The 16,320-nt window shown below is 72.1% G+C and carries 13 protein-coding genes and 1 pseudogene; all 14 read left to right on the top strand.

The window, feature by feature from the left end; translation table 11 throughout:
• Window positions 1-212: pseudogene (locus GXW71_RS32875) on the top strand (hypothetical protein); the annotation flags it as partial.
• Window positions 209-2,167 (top strand): peptidoglycan D,D-transpeptidase FtsI family protein, encoded by a 1,959-nt coding sequence (locus GXW71_RS32870; protein WP_211857988.1) that lies wholly within the window; start codon window positions 209-211, stop codon window positions 2,165-2,167. The pseudogene GXW71_RS32875 and the gene GXW71_RS32870, both read left to right, overlap by 4 nt.
• Before the next feature lie 4 nt (window positions 2,168-2,171).
• The gene (locus tag GXW71_RS32865; RefSeq protein ID WP_211857992.1) at window positions 2,172-3,602 is read left to right on the top strand and encodes a UDP-N-acetylmuramoyl-L-alanyl-D-glutamate--2,6-diaminopimelate ligase; all 1,431 of its coding nucleotides are present in this window, start codon (window positions 2,172-2,174) and stop codon (window positions 3,600-3,602) included.
• The gene (locus GXW71_RS32860; protein WP_211857985.1) at window positions 3,599-4,960 is read left to right on the top strand and encodes a UDP-N-acetylmuramoyl-tripeptide--D-alanyl-D-alanine ligase; all 1,362 of its coding nucleotides are present in this window, start codon (window positions 3,599-3,601) and stop codon (window positions 4,958-4,960) included. The genes GXW71_RS32865 and GXW71_RS32860 overlap by 4 nt, the downstream gene beginning before the upstream one ends.
• Complete coding sequence (mraY, locus tag GXW71_RS32855) at window positions 4,957-6,045, top strand: phospho-N-acetylmuramoyl-pentapeptide-transferase (RefSeq protein WP_211857982.1); 1,089 nt, start codon at window positions 4,957-4,959, stop codon at window positions 6,043-6,045. Before GXW71_RS32860 ends, mraY begins: the two co-directional genes overlap by 4 nt.
• Complete coding sequence (gene murD, locus GXW71_RS32850; protein WP_211857980.1) at window positions 6,042-7,391, top strand: UDP-N-acetylmuramoyl-L-alanine--D-glutamate ligase; 1,350 nt, start codon at window positions 6,042-6,044, stop codon at window positions 7,389-7,391. The genes mraY and murD overlap by 4 nt, the downstream gene beginning before the upstream one ends.
• On the top strand, window positions 7,391-8,527 hold the full coding sequence (locus tag GXW71_RS32845; protein WP_211857978.1) for an FtsW/RodA/SpoVE family cell cycle protein: 1,137 nt from the start codon (window positions 7,391-7,393) through the stop codon (window positions 8,525-8,527). The genes murD and GXW71_RS32845 overlap by 1 nt, the downstream gene beginning before the upstream one ends.
• Window positions 8,524-9,651, top strand: coding sequence for an undecaprenyldiphospho-muramoylpentapeptide beta-N-acetylglucosaminyltransferase (gene murG / locus GXW71_RS32840; RefSeq protein WP_211857976.1), 1,128 nt, complete (start codon window positions 8,524-8,526; stop codon window positions 9,649-9,651). Before GXW71_RS32845 ends, murG begins: the two co-directional genes overlap by 4 nt.
• Window positions 9,651-11,114, top strand: a complete 1,464-nt coding sequence (gene murC / locus GXW71_RS32835) for a UDP-N-acetylmuramate--L-alanine ligase (RefSeq protein WP_211857974.1) — start codon at window positions 9,651-9,653, stop codon at window positions 11,112-11,114. Before murG ends, murC begins: the two co-directional genes overlap by 1 nt.
• Complete coding sequence (gene murB / locus GXW71_RS32830; protein WP_211857972.1) at window positions 11,111-12,019, top strand: UDP-N-acetylmuramate dehydrogenase; 909 nt, start codon at window positions 11,111-11,113, stop codon at window positions 12,017-12,019. The genes murC and murB overlap by 4 nt, the downstream gene beginning before the upstream one ends.
• A gap of 8 nt (window positions 12,020-12,027) precedes the next feature.
• A complete protein-coding gene (locus GXW71_RS32825) occupies window positions 12,028-12,948 on the top strand; it encodes a D-alanine--D-alanine ligase (RefSeq protein ID WP_211857990.1) in 921 nt (306 codons plus the stop codon).
• Entirely contained in the window at window positions 12,938-13,858 is a 921-nt protein-coding gene (locus tag GXW71_RS32820) for a cell division protein FtsQ/DivIB (protein ID WP_211857970.1), read from the top strand. Before GXW71_RS32825 ends, GXW71_RS32820 begins: the two co-directional genes overlap by 11 nt.
• Window positions 13,855-15,150 carry a cell division protein FtsA gene (ftsA, locus tag GXW71_RS32815; protein WP_211857968.1) on the top strand — a complete coding sequence of 432 codons (1,296 nt, stop codon included), beginning with the start codon at window positions 13,855-13,857 and terminating at the stop codon, window positions 15,148-15,150. Before GXW71_RS32820 ends, ftsA begins: the two co-directional genes overlap by 4 nt.
• A gap of 55 nt (window positions 15,151-15,205) precedes the next feature.
• The coding region (gene ftsZ, locus GXW71_RS32810; protein ID WP_211857966.1) for a cell division protein FtsZ at window positions 15,206-16,320 on the top strand (1,115 nt) is incomplete at its 3' end.

Here is a 16,320-nt window from a genome sequence, read left to right as displayed (position 1 = left end):
CCCCGCGCCCCGCCGCCGCGCGACCGGCCGCCGAACCGCGTCCGGCGGCACCGCCGCCCGTCCAGCAGGCCGCCGCAACCGCGCTGGTGCGGCCGGCGATGCATGTGCAGCCGGTCGGCCTCAGCTCCGCCTCCGTGCTCGGCATCGGCCGCTCCGCCCTGCCGCCGCCGGTCCCCTTCGGCAGCGCCCAGGCGGCGACGCCAGCCCGATGACCAGCGCGCTCCCCCCCGAAGCGCGCCGGCCCCCACCGCCCGATGCGAGCCCGGGCGGCCGCTTCGCAACCCCGGTCCGCGACCCCGTGCAGGCGGTGGTCCGGGTCACCCAGCCGGAGCTCATGCGCCGCGCGCAGCTCGAGCGCACGCGCGGCCGGCTGGTCTGGGCGGCCTTCGGCTTCTCGCTGCTGTTCGGCGCCGTCGCATTCAAGCTGGCGCTCGCGACCGTGCTGGCGCCGGTGGATTCGCGCCGCGTCGTCGCCGCCAGCCGCCCGCCGCCGGCGGTGGCGCAGGCCCCGGTGCTGCGCGGCACGGTTACCGACCGTAATGGCGAGATCCTCGCGGTCTCGCTGCCGATCAACGCGCTCTACGCCAATCCGCGCGAGATCGACAATCCGGCACGGGTCGCCGACCAGCTCCGCCGCGTGCTGCCGCAGCTCGACCGCGAGCGGCTGATCGCCCGCCTCTCCGGTGAGCGGCAATTCGCCTATCTGGCCCGCGCCCTGACCCCGCGCGAGGTGCAGGCGGTCAACGACCTCGGCATCCCCGGCCTGCATTTCGAGGATGCGGAGCGCCGCTATTTTCCGCAGGGCCGCAACGCCGTGCACGTGATCGGCGGCACCGATGTCGACGGCCAGGGCATCGCGGGGGTCGAGCGGTTCTTCGACGAACGCCTGCGCGGCGACCTGCGCAACACGCCGCTGCGGCTGTCGGTCGATGTCCGCGTGCAGCTTGCGATGCGCGACGCCGTGCAGCGCGCGATCACCGACTTCAACGGCATCGGCGGCGCCGGCATCGTCATGGACGTGACGAGCGGCGAGGTCCTCGCCATGGTTAGCCTGCCCGACTATGACGCCAACGATGTCGGCGCGGCGACCGTGGACCAGCGCTTCAACCGCGTCACCGTCGGCGTCTACGAGCCGGGATCGACCTTCAAGCTCTTCACCGCGGCGATGGCACTCGACCTCGGCGTCATTCAGCCCTGGAATGGCTTCGACGCCTCCCGCCCGATCCGCTACGGGCGCTTCACGATCAGCGACTATCGCGGCCGCAACCGCTGGCTGTCGCTGCCGGAGATCCTCACCAACTCCTCCAATATCGGCGCCGCGCACATGGCGATGGCGGTCGGTCCGCCCCGGCATCGCGAATTCCTCTCGCGCCTGCATATGGGCCAGCGCCTGCGCATCGAGCTGGCCGAGACGGCGATGCCGCTCTTCCCGTCGCAGCCGCACTGGCGCGACATCAACACGATGACGATCGGCTTCGGGCACGGCGTCTCGGTGACGCCGATGCATGTGGTGACCGGGGTCTCCGCGCTGGTGAACGGCGGCACCTGGCGGGAGCCGACGCTGGTGGCGCAGGCCCAGGGTGCCCCGCCACGCGAGGGCACGCGCGTCGTCAGCGAGCGCACCAGCGAGCTGATGCGGCGGCTGATGCGCCTCGTGGTCACCGACGGCTCGGGCCGTTCCGCCGAGGTCACCGGCTACTTCCTGGGCGGCAAGACCGGCACCGCCCAGAAGACCGGCCCGCGCGGCGGCTATCTGCGCGACAAGCGCATCGCCGCCTTCGTCGGCGCCTTCCCGATGAATGCGCCGCGCTACGCCCTTTACGTGATGGTCGACGAGCCGAAGCCGAATGCGCAGAGCCATGGCTTCGCGACGGCGGGCTGGGTGGCGGCGCCGGCGGCCAACTACGTCGTCTCCCGCATCGCGCCGATCCTCGGCCTGCTGCCGGAGACCGAACGGGCCGCCGAGATCCAGGCCAGCATCGCCATGCCGCTGAACGGGCGCATCACCCTCCCCGGCCCGCGGCCGAACTCCACCCCCACCGCGGCTCCGCCCGCCCGATCGGCGCCCGCCGCGGCGCCGACGCGTCCCGCCATGACGACCCCCGCCCAACCCGCCGGTCCGCTGCGCCAGGCGATGGCGCGGGAGGCCGACCTTGCGCCTCGGTGACCTCATGAAGGCCGCTGGTATCCCTGGCAACGCGAAACCCGCGATCACGGCCATTACGGCCGACAGCCGCAAGGTGGCACCCGGCGCACTCTTCGCCGCACTGCCCGGCACCCTCGCCGATGGCAGCGCCTTCATCGCGGAAGCGGTTGCCCGCGGGGCCGCCGCCGTGCTCGCGCCCACCGGCACCACCTGGCCGGCCGGCGTGCCGGAACGGCCGATGCTCACGGCGACCGATCCGCGCCGGGCGCTGGCGCGCATGGCGGCGGCTTTCTACGAGGTGCAGCCGGCGACGCTGATCGCCATCACCGGCACCAACGGCAAGACCAGCACCGCGGATTTCCTGCGTCAGCTCTGGACTTTCGACGGCCAAGGCGCGGCCTCGATCGGCACCCTCGGCTTGATCGCGGATGGCTTCCCGCCCGGTCCCTCCCTCACCACCCCCGATCCGGTGGCGCTGCACCAGGACCTGGCGGCGCTGGCCCGGTCCGGCATTGCGCACGCCGCGCTGGAAGCCTCCTCGCACGGGATCGAGCAGCGCCGGCTGGATGGCGTCCGTCTCACCGCCGCGGGGCTCTCCAACCTCACGCGCGACCATCTCGACTACCACGGCGACATGGCCGCCTACCGCGCAGCAAAGCTCCGGCTGTTCGACACCCTGCTGCCCGGCGGGGCGCCTGCCGCGGTCAATGCGGATATGGAGCCGGAAACGCTGACGGCGCTGCGCGCCATCGCCCAGCGTCGCCATCTCCGACTCATCGAGGTCGGTGAGGCGGGGCGGGAAGTGCGGCTGCTGTCGCACCGGTCGCTCCCGCATGGCCAGGCGCTGGCGATCGAGGCGGGCGGGGTGCGGCATGCGCTGGAGTTGGCGCTCCCCGGGCGCTTCCAGGCCGACAACGTCCTGCTGGCACTGGCACTCGCGCTCGCGACCGGGCTCGACAGGGCGGTCGCGCTGGCACCGAGGCTCGCGGGCGTGCGCGGCCGGATGGAGCGAGCCGCGACGCTCCCGAACGGTGCCGCTGTCTATGTGGATTACGCCCATACGCCGGATGCGCTGGAGCGGCTCCTGGTGGCGCTGCGTCCGCACGCGGCAGGGCAGCTCCATGTCCTGTTCGGTGCCGGTGGCGACCGTGATCCGGGCAAGCGGCCGCTGATGGGCGCGGTCTGCGCCCGGCTCGCGGATGTCTGCTGGGTGACCGACGACAATCCGCGCAGCGAGGATCCGGCCCTGATCCGCGCGGCCATCCTGGCCGCCTGCCCCGGCGGCATCGAGATCGACGATCGGGCGCGGGCCATCGCGGCGGCGATGTCGGCGCTGGCCCCCGGGGATGTGCTGGCGGTCGCCGGCAAAGGGCATGAGAGCGGGCAGACCATCGCCGGCGTGACCCATCCCTTCGACGATGCCGATGTGGTGCGGCGCCTGGCCGGCACGCCATGACGCCGCTCTGGACGGCGGTGGAGCTGGAAGCGGCGACCGGTGGGCGCCTGACACGGCCGGCGGATGCGACCGGCGTCGCCATCGACAGCCGCGGCATCGCGGCGGGCGATCTTTTCGTGGCCCTCCAGGCGGACCGCGACGGGCATGACTTCGTCGCCGGGGCGATCGCCGCCGGCGCCGCCGCCGCCATGGTGCACCGGGACGTCGCGGTCGACGCCCCGCTGCTCCGGGTTCGAGACACGCTGGAAGGTCTGACCGCGCTCGGCGCCGTCGCCCGCAGCCGCAGCGCCGCGCGCGTCGTGGCGGTGACCGGCAGCGTCGGCAAGACCACGACCAAAGAGATGCTGCGCGCGATCCTCGGCGCCAGCGGCACCACCCACGCGGCTGTCGCGTCCTACAACAACCACTGGGGCGTGCCACTGACCCTCGCCCGCACCCCGCGCGATACACGCTTTGCTGTCATCGAGATCGGCATGAACAACCCAGGCGAGATCGCACCTCTCGCCCGGCTCGCGCGCCCGCATGTGGCTGTCGTGACGAGCATCGAAGCCGCGCATATCGGCCATCTCGGCAGTCTGGAGGCGATCGCGCGGGAGAAGGCCGCGATCGCCGCCGGCCTCGAGCCGGGCGGCGTCGCGGTGCTGCCGGCCGAAAGCGCCTTCCTGCCGCTGCTGCGCGGGGCCGCGGCCGGCGCGCGCGTCGTCACCTTCGGCGAGGGTGGCGAAGCCCGGGCGCTGTCGGTCGCAGCGGACGCCGAAGGCAGCGACATCGAGGCTGAGATCGGCGGCCGGCGCCTGTCGTTCCGGCTCGGCACGCCGGGCCTGCACATGGCGCGCAACGCGATCACGGCGCTGGCGGCGGCGGATGCGGCCGGGGCCGACATCGTCGCCGGCGCCGCACGGCTCGCTGGCTTCCGCGCAATGCCGGGGCGCGGCGACCGACGCCGCATCGCGACCCCCGATGGCGGCAGCGCGCTGCTGCTGGACGAGGCCTATAATGGCCAGCCGCCATCCATGCGGGCGGCACTCGCTCTCCTGAAGCTGCTGCCGGCGCGGCGGCGCGTCGCGGTTGTCGGACAGATGGGGGAACTCGGGGCCTTCGCGGAGGAGGAGCACCGCGCCCTCGCCGCGCATCTGCGCGAGGCGGCGGATCTGGTATTTGCCTGCGGGCCGCTGATGCGGCATGCAGTCGCCGCGCTCCCGCCCGACCTGGTCGGCGCCTGGACCGCTTCCGTTACGGAACTCGCGCCCGTCGTTGCGCGCTCGATCCGCGACGGCGACGCCATCCTCGTCAAGGGCAGCCTTGCCACCGGCATGAAAGCCGTGGTGCGGCTGCTTACCGAAAGTTCCTCGGCATGATCTTCAACCTCTTCGCGCCGCTCGCGGAGGAATTCCAGCTCTTCAACCTGATCCGCTACACGACCTTCCGGGCCGGCGCGGCCTGCGTCACGGCGCTGATCATCGCCATGGTCTTCGGCCCCTCCGTCATCCGCTGGCTGCGCCGCCGCCAGAATGGCGGTCAGCCGATCCGCGAGGACGGCCCGGCGAGCCATCTGCTGACCAAGAAAGGCACGCCCACCATGGGTGGCGTGCTGATCCTGATGGCGCTCGGCGGCTCCACCCTGCTCTGGGCGGATCTGCGCAGCGGCTTCGTCTGGTGCGTGCTGCTGGTGACGCTCGGCTACGGCGCGCTCGGCTTCGCCGACGACTTCCTCAAGGTCACGAAGCGCAACACCAAGGGCGTCTCCGGCCGCACGAAGCTGGTGGCGCAGGCGGTGATCGGGCTCGGCGCCGCGGTGTGGCTGGCCTACCTGATGCCGGGGCCGCTTTCCGACAAGCTGGCTGTGCCGGTGTTCAAGGAAGTGCTGGTGCCGCTCGGCATCCTGTTCCCGCTGCTGGCGACGCTGGTGATGATGGGCTCCTCCAACGCGGTGAACCTCACCGACGGGCTGGACGGGCTCGCGATCGTGCCGGCCATGATCGCGGCGGCCGTCTTCGCCCTGATAGCCTATCTCGTGGGCAACCGCATCTTCGCGGACTATCTGCAGTTGCATGCGGTGCCGGGCACCGGCGAGCTGGCGGTGTTCTGTTCGGCGCTGATCGGCGCCAGCCTTGGTTTCCTCTGGTTCAATGCACCGCCGGCGGCGGTCTTCATGGGCGATACCGGCTCGCTGGCACTCGGCGGCGCGCTCGGCGCGCTCGCGGTCGCGACCAAGCACGAGATCGTGCTGGCGATCGTCGGCGGGCTCTTCGTGGTCGAGACCGTCTCCGTCATCATCCAGGTCTTCTGGTACAAGCGCACCGGCCGCCGCGTTTTCCTGATGGCGCCGCTGCACCATCATTTCGAGAAGAAGGGCTGGGCCGAGCCCACCATCGTTATCCGCTTCTGGATCATCGCGATGGTGCTGGCCCTGGTCGGCCTTTCGACGCTGAAGATCCGATGACCCCCTTCGCGGGACAGCGCATCGCCGTCATGGGCCTCGGCCGCGCCGGGCTGCCGGCGGCGCTGCGCCTCAAGGACTGGGGCGCCGAGGTGACGGCCTGGGACGACCGCGCGGAGAACCGCGAGGCGGCCGCCGCCACCGGCCTCACGCTGCGCGATCCGGCACAGGGTTTCGCCGCCGACGCGCTGCTGCTCTCCCCCGGCATCCCGCATCGCCTGCCGGCGCCGCACCCGGCCGCCGAGGCCGCTCGCGCTGTCGGCGCGCCGATCCTCTGCGATGTCGAGTTCCTGTACCGCGCGGTCCGCGCCTCCGGGTCCCGGGCGCGCTTCCTCGGCGTCACCGGGACCAACGGCAAGAGCACGACGACCGCCCTCATCCACCATGTCCTGACCGGCGCCGGGCGGCAGTCCGAGGTGGGCGGGAATCTGGGGCCGGCGGCCCTCGGCCTCAACATGTTGTGGCATGAGGGCATCTACACCCTCGAAATGTCGTCGTACATGTTGGAGCGAATCGCCGCGGTGCGCTTCAACATCGGGGTCATGCTGAACCTCAGCCCCGACCATCTCGACCGCCATGGCGACATGGCCGGCTATGCCGCTGCGAAGGCTGCAATCTTCGCGCGGCAGGCCGGAGAGGATACGGCCGTGGTCGGGATGGACGACGCCTGGAGTGCCGCGATGGCGGCCGGGCGGGCAGGATCGGTGCGCCGGATCTCGGCCGGCATGCCGCAACCGGGCGGCGTCTGGGCCGAAGGCAGCACGCTCCGCGACGATGCCGGGCCGCTGCTCGACCTGCGTGGTGCCGTGGCGCTACCCGGCAGCCACAACGCGCAGAACGCCGCCGCCGCCGCCGCCGCCTGCCTGGCGCTGGAGGTGCCGCGCGCGGCGATCGCCGAGGGCATCGCCGGCTTCCCCGGCCTGCCGCACCGGCAGGAGCGGGTGGGCGAGATCGGCGGCACCCTCTTCGTGAACGACAGCAAGGCGACCAATGCCGACAGCGCCGCGCGTGCGCTCGCGAGCTATGACCGCGTGGTCTGGATCGCCGGCGGGATCGCGAAGGAGGGCGGCATCGAGAGCCTCGCACCCTTCTTCCCGCGCATCGCCCGCGCCTGGCTGATCGGCCGCGACGCGCCGGTCCTGGCGGCGACGCTCGCCGCGCATGGCGTGCCGCACGAGATCGCCGGCACCCTCGACGCCGCGACCGAAGCCGCCGCCCGCGCGCCGGAAGCGCCGGTCGTGCTGCTGTCGCCGGCCTGCGCCAGCTTCGACCAGTTCACCGGCTTCGATGCGCGCGGCGACCGCTTCCGCGCGCTGGTCCGCGCCATCGCGCAGGGGAGGGCCGCCTGATGGCCTCGTTTTCCCGCACCGACACCTCCGTCCTCGGCCGCTGGTGGTGGACCGTGGACCGGCTGACGCTCTCGGCGCTGCTGGCGCTGATCGGCTTCGGCTATGTGATGATGCTGGCCGCCTCCCCCGCCGTCGCGGAGCGGATCGGGGCCACGTCCCGCCATCTCTTCTTCGCGCGCCAGGTGATCTATCTCGCGCTGGCCGCGGCTGTCATGGTTGGCGTGTCGCTGTTGTCGCCCAAGAGCGTCCGGCGGCTGGCGCTGCTCGGCTGCGGGGGCGCGCTGGTGCTGACCGCGGCGACGCTCCTGATCGGCGTCGAGATCAAGGGCGCGCGGCGCTGGCTGCCGGTACCGGGCCTGTCGCTGCAGCCCTCCGAGTTCCTGAAGCCCTGCTTCGCGGTGGTCGCCGCCTGGCTGATCGCCGAAAGCAAGGCGCCCGGCTCCCGCCTGCCGGGGACGATGCTGGCGCTCGGGCTCTATGTCTTCATCGCGATCATCCTGAAGAGCCAGCCGGATATCGGCATGCTGCTGGTCATCACCGCGGTGGTCTTCGCGCAGCTCTTCATCGCCGGGCTGAACCTCGTCCTGGTCGGCGGCGCCGGGCTGCTCGGCATCGCGGCGGCCGGCATGGCCTACCTGATGTTCCCGCACGTGCAATCGCGCGTGCAGCGCTTCCTGGATCCGACATCGGGCGACAACTACCAGGTGAATGTCGCGCTGGAGGCCTTCGGCTATGGCGGGCTGTTCGGGCGCGGCCCCGGCGAGGGGCGGCTGAAGAACGTGCTGCCCGATGCACATGCCGACTTCGTCTTCGCGGTGGCGGGCGAGGAGTTCGGCATGGTGGTCTGCCTGCTGATCCTGGCCCTCTTCCTCTTTATCGTGGTGCGCGGGCTGCTGCGGCTGCTGGGCGAGGCCGATCTCTTCGTGGTGCTGGCCTCGGCCGGGCTGCTCACGCAGTTCGGGCTGCAGGCCTTCGTCAACATGGCCTCCTCGCTGCACCTGATCCCAACCAAGGGCATGACCTTGCCCCTCGTGAGCTATGGCGGGTCCTCCGTCATCGCGATCGCGCTCGGGATGGGGATGCTGCTGGCGCTGACGCGCCGCCGCGGGCCGCGCGGCGCGGAGGCGGACGCGTGAGGGGCCCGACTGTGCGACCGATCGTCATCGCCGCCGGCGGCACCGGCGGACATCTCTTCCCGGCCGAGGCGCTGGCCGCCGAGTTGCTGGCACGCGGCGAGCGCATCGCGTTGATGACCGATGCGCGGAGCGCCGCCTTCGACAGCCCGGCCTTCGCGAATGCGGAGCGCTTCGTGCTCAGCGGTGCCGGGCTCTCCGGGCGCGGGGCGTGGCGCGCCGTGCGGGGCGCGGCGGCACTCGGGGCGGGAACGCTGGAAGCGCGGCGCATTCTGGTTTCGCTCCATGCCGCGGCGGTGGTGGGGTTCGGCGGCTATCCCTCGGTCCCGCCACTGGTCGCGACGCGGCTGCTGCCGAGAAGGCTGCGGCCGGTCGCGGTGCTGCACGAGCAGAACGCGGTGCTCGGCCGCGCCAACCGGATGCTGGCCAAGGGCGCGGACCTGCTGGCGCTATCCATCACCGGCACCACGCGGGTCCCGCCGGAAGCGCGGGCCGAGGTGCTGGGCAATCCGGTGCGGCCGGCGCTCGCTGCCCTCACGGGCGCGGGCTACGCGCCGCCGGAGGGCGCGATCCGCCTACTGGTCACCGGCGGCAGCCTGGGTGCCAGGGTCTTCGCCGATGTGGTCCCCGCCGCGATCGCGGCACTGCCGGGAGCGCTGCGTGGCCGGCTGCTGGTGACCCAGCAGGCCCGCGCCGAGGATTTCCAGCGGGTGCGGGACGCCTATGCGGAGCTTGGAATCCCGGCCGAGATCGCGGCCTTCTTCCCCGATATCGCGAACCGGCTCTCGACCGCGCATCTGGTGATCGCGCGCGCCGGCGCCTCCACCATCGCGGAGCTCGCCTGCGCAGCGCGGCCTTCGATCCTGGTGCCGCTGCCGCACGCGATCGACGACCACCAGAGCGGCAATGCGCGCGCGCTGGCCGAAGCAGGTGCGGCGATCGTGATGCCGCAGATCGGCTTCACAGCCGAGGCCCTGGCCGAGCGCCTGGCGCGACTGCTGGACGACAATGCCGAGCTGGCGCATATGGCCGCCGCCGCGGCGCCGCTGGCGCGGCCGGATGCCGCCCGAACGCTGGCCGACCGGGTGCTGGCGCTTGTCGCGGCGCGTGTGGGAGTGCCCCGCTGATGCGCGCCCTCCCCCTCGACATCGGCGCCATCCACTTCGTCGGCATCGGCGGCATCGGCATGTCCGGCATCGCGGAGGTGCTGCACAATCTCGGCTACCGCGTACAGGGCAGCGACATCGCGGAAGGCTACAACGTCACGCGGCTGCGCGAAGCCGGCATCCCCGTCGCCATCGGTCATGACGCCGCCAATCTCGGCGAGGCGCAGGTCGTCGTCGTCTCGACCGCGGTGAAGCGCGACAACCCGGAGGTCGTGGCCGCCCGTGCCCGGCTGGTGCCGGTGGTGCGCCGCGCGGAGATGCTGGCCGAGCTGATGCGGCTGAAATGGTCGATCGCGATCGGCGGCACCCATGGCAAGACGACGACGACCAGCCTCGTCGCCACGGTGCTGGAAGCGGCGAAGATCGATCCCACGGTCATCAATGGCGGCATCATCAACGCCTACGGCACCAATACCCGGCTCGGCGCCGGCGACTGGATGGTGGTGGAGGCCGATGAGAGCGATGGCAGCTTCCTGAAGCTGCCATCGGTGGTCGCTGTCGTCACCAACATGGACCCGGAGCATCTGGACCACTGGGGCACCGCCGAGGCGATGAAGGACGCCTACGCCCAGTTCGTCGGCAATATCCCCTTCTATGGCTTCGCGGTGCTCTGCATCGATCACCCCGAGGTGCAGGCGATGATCCCGCGCCTGTCCGACCGGCGGCTGATCACCTACGGCTTCTCGCCGCAGGCCGATGTCAGGGCCGACCGGCTGATCACCGACCGCATGGGCGCGACCTTCGAGGTGACGGTGACCGACCGCGCGAGCCGCCGCGCGCGCAGCATGAAGCCTTTCCGGCTGCCGATGCTCGGTCAGCACAATGTCGCCAACGCGCTCGCCGCGATCGCGGTCGGCGTCGAGATGGACGTGCCGGAGGATGCGATTCGCACGGCGCTCGCGAGCTTCAAGGGTGTGAAGCGCCGCTTCACCCGTACCGGCGAGGCGGGCGGCATCACCGTCATCGACGACTACGGGCATCACCCGGTGGAGATCGCGGCGGTGCTGAAGGCGGCGCGGCAGGCCGGCGCCCGCGATGTGGTCGCGGTGGTGCAGCCGCACCGCTATTCTCGCCTCGCCTCGCTGTTCGAGGATTTTTGTCAGTGCATGAACGACGCGGGCACGGTGATCGTGGCCGATGTCTATGCGGCGGGCGAGCAGCCGATCGAAGGGATCGACAAGGACGCGCTGGTCGAGGGACTGCGCGCCCATGGGCATCGCAGCGTGGTGCCGCTGTCCGGGCCGGACAGCCTGGCGGAAATGGTCAATGCCATCGCCAAGGCCGGTGACTACGTGGTCTGCCTTGGCGCCGGCTCCATCACCAACTGGGCGCAGGCGCTGCCGGGCGAGCTGACCGCGCTGCAGACGCGCGGCGGCCGGCGCGGGGGCACGCCCGAGTCCCATGCGCGCGGGGGCACGCAATGATGTCCCCCAATCCCGCTCTCGCCGTGCTGCCGCCGCTGCGCGGGCGCGTGCAGCGCGAGGCTCCGCTGGCGCCCTTCACCTGGTTCCGGGTGGGCGGGCCTGCGGATGTGCTGGTGCGGCCCGCCGATGCCGAGGACCTGCTGCTGCTGCTGCGCGACATGCCCGGCGATCTGCCGCTGACGGTGATCGGCGCCGCGTCCAACCTCATCATCCGCGACGGCGGTCTGCGCGGCGTGACGCTGCGCCTGGCGCGCGGCTTTGGCGAGGTGGTGGTGGAGCCGGACGGGATCGTCGCCGGCGCCGCGGCGCTGGACGCGGTGGTGGCCGAGACCGCGGCCGCCGCCGACCTCGCGGGGCTGGAATTCCTGATCGGTATCCCCGGCAGCATCGGCGGCGCGGTCGCCATGAATGCCGGCGCCTACGGGGCCGAGGTGAAGGACGTGCTGGACTGGGCGGAGGTCGCGACGCCGGGCGGGCTGCTGCGCCTCTCCCACGCCGAGCTCGCTTTCGCCTATCGCCACGCCGCGCTGCCGGCGCGCGCCGTCGTCACCCGCGCGCGCTTCCATGCGGCGCCGGGCGATGCCGCCGTGACCGCAGCGCGCATGCAGGCGATCCGCAGCCAGCGCGAAGCAACGCAGCCGGTGCGCGCGCGCACCGGCGGCTCCACCTTCAAGAACCCGGATGGCCACAAGGCCTGGGCGCTGATCGATGCCGCCGGCTGCCGCGGCCTGGCCCTGGGCGGCGCTGAGGTCAGCGAGAAGCACTGCAACTTCCTGATCAACACCGGCGCCGCGACCGCGGCCGAGCTCGAAGCGCTCGGCGAAGAGGTCCGTGCCCGGGTGCTGGCGCAGTCCGGCATCGCCCTCGAATGGGAGATCAAGCGCCTCGGGGAGGCCATGCCATGAGCCATGCCATGACCCGGGTCGCGGTCCTCCATGGCGGCATCTCCGCGGAGCGCGAGGTCAGCCTCGCCACCGGGAAGCAGGTCGTCGCCGCGTTGCGCGAGGCAGGCTTCGCGGTGACGCCGATCGAAGCGACCGCCGATCTCGGCGCGCTGATCGCCGCGCTGACGCCGGCGCCGGATGTCGTTTTCAACGCGCTGCATGGCCGCTTCGGCGAGGATGGCAGCATCCAGGGCGTGCTCGACTGGATGGGCATTCCCTACACGCATTCAGGCGTCCGCGCCTCCGCGCTCGCGATGGACAAGACCGCGGCCAAGGCTGTGTTCCGCGCCCATGGCCTGCCGGTCGCGGAAAGCCGCCTCGTCAGCCGCGCCGAGCTCGAAATCGCCGATCCAATGCCGATGCCCTATGTGCTGAAGCCGGTGAACGAGGGCAGCTCGGTCGGCGTCCATATCGTCAAGGCCGGCGACAACCGCCGCGCCGAGATCGCCCGCGGCTGGCGCTTCGGCGAAACCATCATGGCGGAGCGCTTCATCGCCGGCCGCGAGCTCACGGTCGGCGTCATGGGCGACCGCGCGCTGGCGGTCACCGACATCCTCGCCGAGGCCGGTGCCTTCTACGACTACGAGAGCAAATACGCCGAAGGCGGCAGCCGCCACGTCATCCCGGCGCGGCTCCACCCGGATGCCTATGCGCGGGCGATGGAGGTGGCGCTGGCGGCGCACCGCGCCCTCGGCTGCCGCGGCGCGACCCGCGCCGATTTCCGCTACGACGACACGCGGGGTGAACCCGGCGAGCTGATCCTGCTCGAGATGAACACCCAGCCCGGGTTGACGCCGACCAGCCTGCTGCCGGAACAGGCGGCGCATTGCGGCGTCCCCTTCCCCGAGCTTTGCGCCTGGATGGTACGGGAGGCGCGGCATGGGCCTTGATGCGCCGCCGCGCCTCGCGGCCCCCTCCGTCTCCTCCCGTCCGCGCCGGGACGCGGCACTCACCCGGCGGCCGGCGCGGCCGCAGGACCGCCCCTCCCGCCTCAAGCTCTGGCTGCGGCGGCGGCGTGCGCTGCTGCGGCCGGCAGCCCTCGGGCTGGCGGCACTCGGCCTGATCGGCACGGTCGGCGTCGGGATCTGGGCGGCCGATCCCGCCGGACGCGCGCGCGCGCTGATGGAAGGCTTTGGTGACCTCGGCCTCAACCTCGGCATGAGCGTCCAGGAAGTGGTGCTGGAAGGTCGGCAGAACACGCCGATCGATATGATCCGCGCGGCCCTCGGCGTCTCGCGCGGCGACCCGCTGCTCGGCTTCTCGCTGCAGAGCGCGCGGGAGCGGCTCGAGAGCATCGCCTGGGTCCAGCGCGCCCATATCGAGCGGCGCCTGCCGGGTTCGCTGATCATCCATCTGGAGGAGCGTCAGCCCTTCGCGATCTGGCAGCAGGATGGGCGCTTCGTGGTGATCGACCGCGAGGGCCGGGTCGTCGCGCGCGATCGCCTCGACCAGTTCGGGCCGCTGCCGCTGGTGGTCGGCGCCGGGGCGGATCGTGGCGCCGCCGCGCTCCATGACCTGTTGCGCACGCAACCTGAGATCGCCAGCCGGGTACAGGCCATGGTCCGCATCGGCGAGCGGCGCTGGAACCTGAAGCTGCACAACGGCGCCGACGTGCTGCTGCCGGAAGGCGCCGAAGCCGCCGCCATCACCCGGCTGGCGGAGCTGCAGCGCGAGCAGCGGCTGCTCGACCGGCCGCTGCTCGCGATCGACATGCGCCTGCCGGATCGCCTGGTGCTGCGTCAGCCGCCGGCACCGCCGGAAGCGCCCCGTGCCGCAACCCCTCGGAGGGATCGCGGATGAACGAGATATCCCGTCTGCCGCCACCCCGCGACGGCGCCAAGGAACCGCGCCGCCGCCGCTATGCGAGGAGCGGCCCTTTCGGCGTCATCGACATCGGCAGCACCAAGGCGGTCTGCCTGATCGCCCGCCTCGAGAGCGATGGGGAGCCGCGGGTGCTCGGCTTCGGCTGGCAGCGCGGGCGTGGCGTGAAGGGCGGATCCGTCGTCGACCTCGAGGAGGCGGAGCGCGCCATCCGCGCCGCCGTCGGCCAGGCGGAGGAGATGGCGGATACCCAGCTTCCGGGCGCCATCCTCAATCTCTCCTGCGGGCAGCCGGAATCGCGGCTGATGCACATCCAGTGGCCGATCGGCGGCCGCGCGGTGACCGAGACGGATCTGCGCGCCATCCTCTCCGAAGGCCGCCGCCGCGCCGCTGAGGATGGGCGGGAGACGGTGCACGCTGTGCCGCTCGGCTTCACGGTGGACGCGACGCCGGGCGTCGAGGATCCGCGCAGCATGATCTGCGATACGCTCGGTGCGCGGCTGCACCTGGTGGACGCCTCGCAGGCATCGCTCCGCAACCTCGGCTCCACGCTGATGCGCTGCGACCTGGAGGTGGAGGAGCTGGTCTCCTCCCCCTTCGCATCCGGCCTCGCGACCCTGGTCGAGGACGAGAAGCATCTCGGCTGCACGGTGGTCGACATGGGCGGCGGTACGACCTCGATCGCGGTCTTCGCCGACGGCCACCTGCTGCACACCGCGCAGATCGCGGTCGGCGGCCAGCATGTGACCAACGACCTTGCCGGCATCCTCTCGACCCCGGTCGCGCATGCGGAGCGGCTGAAGACCCTGCATGGCGGCGTGCATGGCGGGCCGGAGGATGAGCGCGACTTCCTGCCGGTGCCGCTGCTCGGCGAGGACGAGCACCACATCGCGCGCATCCCGCGCACCATGATCACCGGCATCATCCGCCCGCGCCTCGAGGAAACCTTCGAGCTGGTGCGGGAGAAGCTCGACGCTGCCGGCCTCGGCAAGGAAGCCGGCGCGCGCGTGGTGCTGACCGGCGGTGCCAGCCAGCTTGTCGGCGCGCATGAGCTCGCCGCCCGCATCCTGAACCGGCAGATCCGGCTCGGCCGCCCCCACCCGGTGCGCGGCCTGCCGGAATCGGCCATGGGCCCGGCCTTCGCGACGGCGATCGGCCTGCTCGCCTGGGGCGCCGGCGAAGGCCGCCCCGTGCTCGACATCGCTCCCGGCCCCGACCACCGGCGCGGCCTGTTCGGCCGCCTCGTCCATTGGCTGAAGGACCGCGTGTGATGCGCGCCGCAGCCCCCACCCCTCACACAGAATTCGAGAGGAAGGAGATCGCTCCATGACGCTCAACCTCACCATCCAGAACACCCACCACACCGATTTCTCGCCGCGCATCACCGTGGTCGGCGTCGGCGGCGGCGGCTGCAACGCGGTCAACAACATGATCGCCATGGGCCTCGAGGGCGTGGAGTTCCTGGTCGCCAACACCGATGCGCAGTCGCTCGTGCATGCGCGCGCGGATCGCCGCGTGCAGCTCGGCCACCACCTGACCCAGGGCCTCGGTGCCGGCGCGAAGCCGGAGATCGGCCGCGCCGCGGCCGAGGAGGCGACCGAGGAGCTGCAGCGCCACCTGGACGGCGCGCACATGGTCTTCATCACCGCCGGCATGGGCGGCGGCACCGGCACCGGCGCCGCGCCAGTCATCGCCCGCATGGCGCGCGAGCGCGGCGTGCTGACCGTCGGCGTGGTGACCAAGCCCTTCGACTTCGAAGGCCCGAAGCGCCGCCGCAGCGCCGAGCAGGGCCTGGACGAGTTGCAGCAGGTCGTCGACACGCTGATCGTCATCCCGAACCAGAACCTGTTCAAGATGGCGAACGAGCGCACCACCTTCGCCGAGGCCTTCAAGATGGCCGACAACGTCCTCTACATGGGCGTGCGCGGCGTGACCGACCTGATGACCAAGCCCGGCCTCGTGAACCTCGACTTCGCCGATATCCGCACGGTGATGGCGGAGATGGGCAAAGCGATGATGGGCACCGGGGAAGCCGATGGCGACGACCGCGCGGTGCGGGCGGCCGAAGGCGCGATCAGCAACCCGCTGCTGGAGGACACCTCGCTGCGCGGTGCCCGCGGCGTGCTGATCAACATCACCGGCGGCCACGACATGACGCTGTTCGAGGTGGACGAGGCCACCAACCGCATCCGCCGCGAGGTGGACGAGGAAGCGAACATCATCTTCGGCTCCTCGGTGGAGGAAGATCTGAACGGCCGCATCCGCGTCTCCGTGGTCGCGACCGGCATCGACCTCGCGGCCGAGCAGGCCAAGCCCGAGGCGAATGCGCGCCCGACGCTGGTCGCGGTCGGCGGCGCCGCGCCGCAGGCGGTGGCGCAGGTGGCCGCCCCGGCGGTCGCGGAGGAGGCCGCCGCCACGGGAACCCATGGCCGCGCCGCGCT

This window comes from Plastoroseomonas hellenica (assembly GCF_018129085.1).
Lineage (GTDB): Bacteria > Pseudomonadota > Alphaproteobacteria > Acetobacterales > Acetobacteraceae > Plastoroseomonas > Plastoroseomonas hellenica.
Note: the sequence above shows the minus strand (reverse complement) of the source record. Positions and strands in the feature narration are given on the sequence as shown.

Bases quoted from the DNA above. Each gene is read 5' to 3' on its own strand.
- GXW71_RS32860 (WP_211857985.1), top strand. From the start codon at position 3,599: ATGACGCCGCTCTGGACGGCGGTGGAGCTGGAAGCGGCGACCGGTGGG.
- GXW71_RS32865 (WP_211857992.1), top strand. From the start codon at position 2,172: ATGAAGGCCGCTGGTATCCCTGGCAACGCGAAACCCGCGATCACGGCC.
- GXW71_RS32845 (WP_211857978.1), top strand. From the start codon at position 7,391: ATGGCCTCGTTTTCCCGCACCGACACCTCCGTCCTCGGCCGCTGGTGG.
- murD (WP_211857980.1), top strand. From the start codon at position 6,042: ATGACCCCCTTCGCGGGACAGCGCATCGCCGTCATGGGCCTCGGCCGC.
- ftsA (WP_211857968.1), top strand. From the start codon at position 13,855: ATGAACGAGATATCCCGTCTGCCGCCACCCCGCGACGGCGCCAAGGAA.
- murC (WP_211857974.1), top strand. From the start codon at position 9,651: ATGCGCGCCCTCCCCCTCGACATCGGCGCCATCCACTTCGTCGGCATC.
- GXW71_RS32870 (WP_211857988.1), top strand. From the start codon at position 209: ATGACCAGCGCGCTCCCCCCCGAAGCGCGCCGGCCCCCACCGCCCGAT.
- GXW71_RS32825 (WP_211857990.1), top strand. From the start codon at position 12,028: ATGACCCGGGTCGCGGTCCTCCATGGCGGCATCTCCGCGGAGCGCGAG.
- GXW71_RS32820 (WP_211857970.1), top strand. From the start codon at position 12,938: ATGGGCCTTGATGCGCCGCCGCGCCTCGCGGCCCCCTCCGTCTCCTCC.
- mraY (WP_211857982.1), top strand. From the start codon at position 4,957: ATGATCTTCAACCTCTTCGCGCCGCTCGCGGAGGAATTCCAGCTCTTC.
- murB (WP_211857972.1), top strand. From the start codon at position 11,111: ATGATGTCCCCCAATCCCGCTCTCGCCGTGCTGCCGCCGCTGCGCGGG.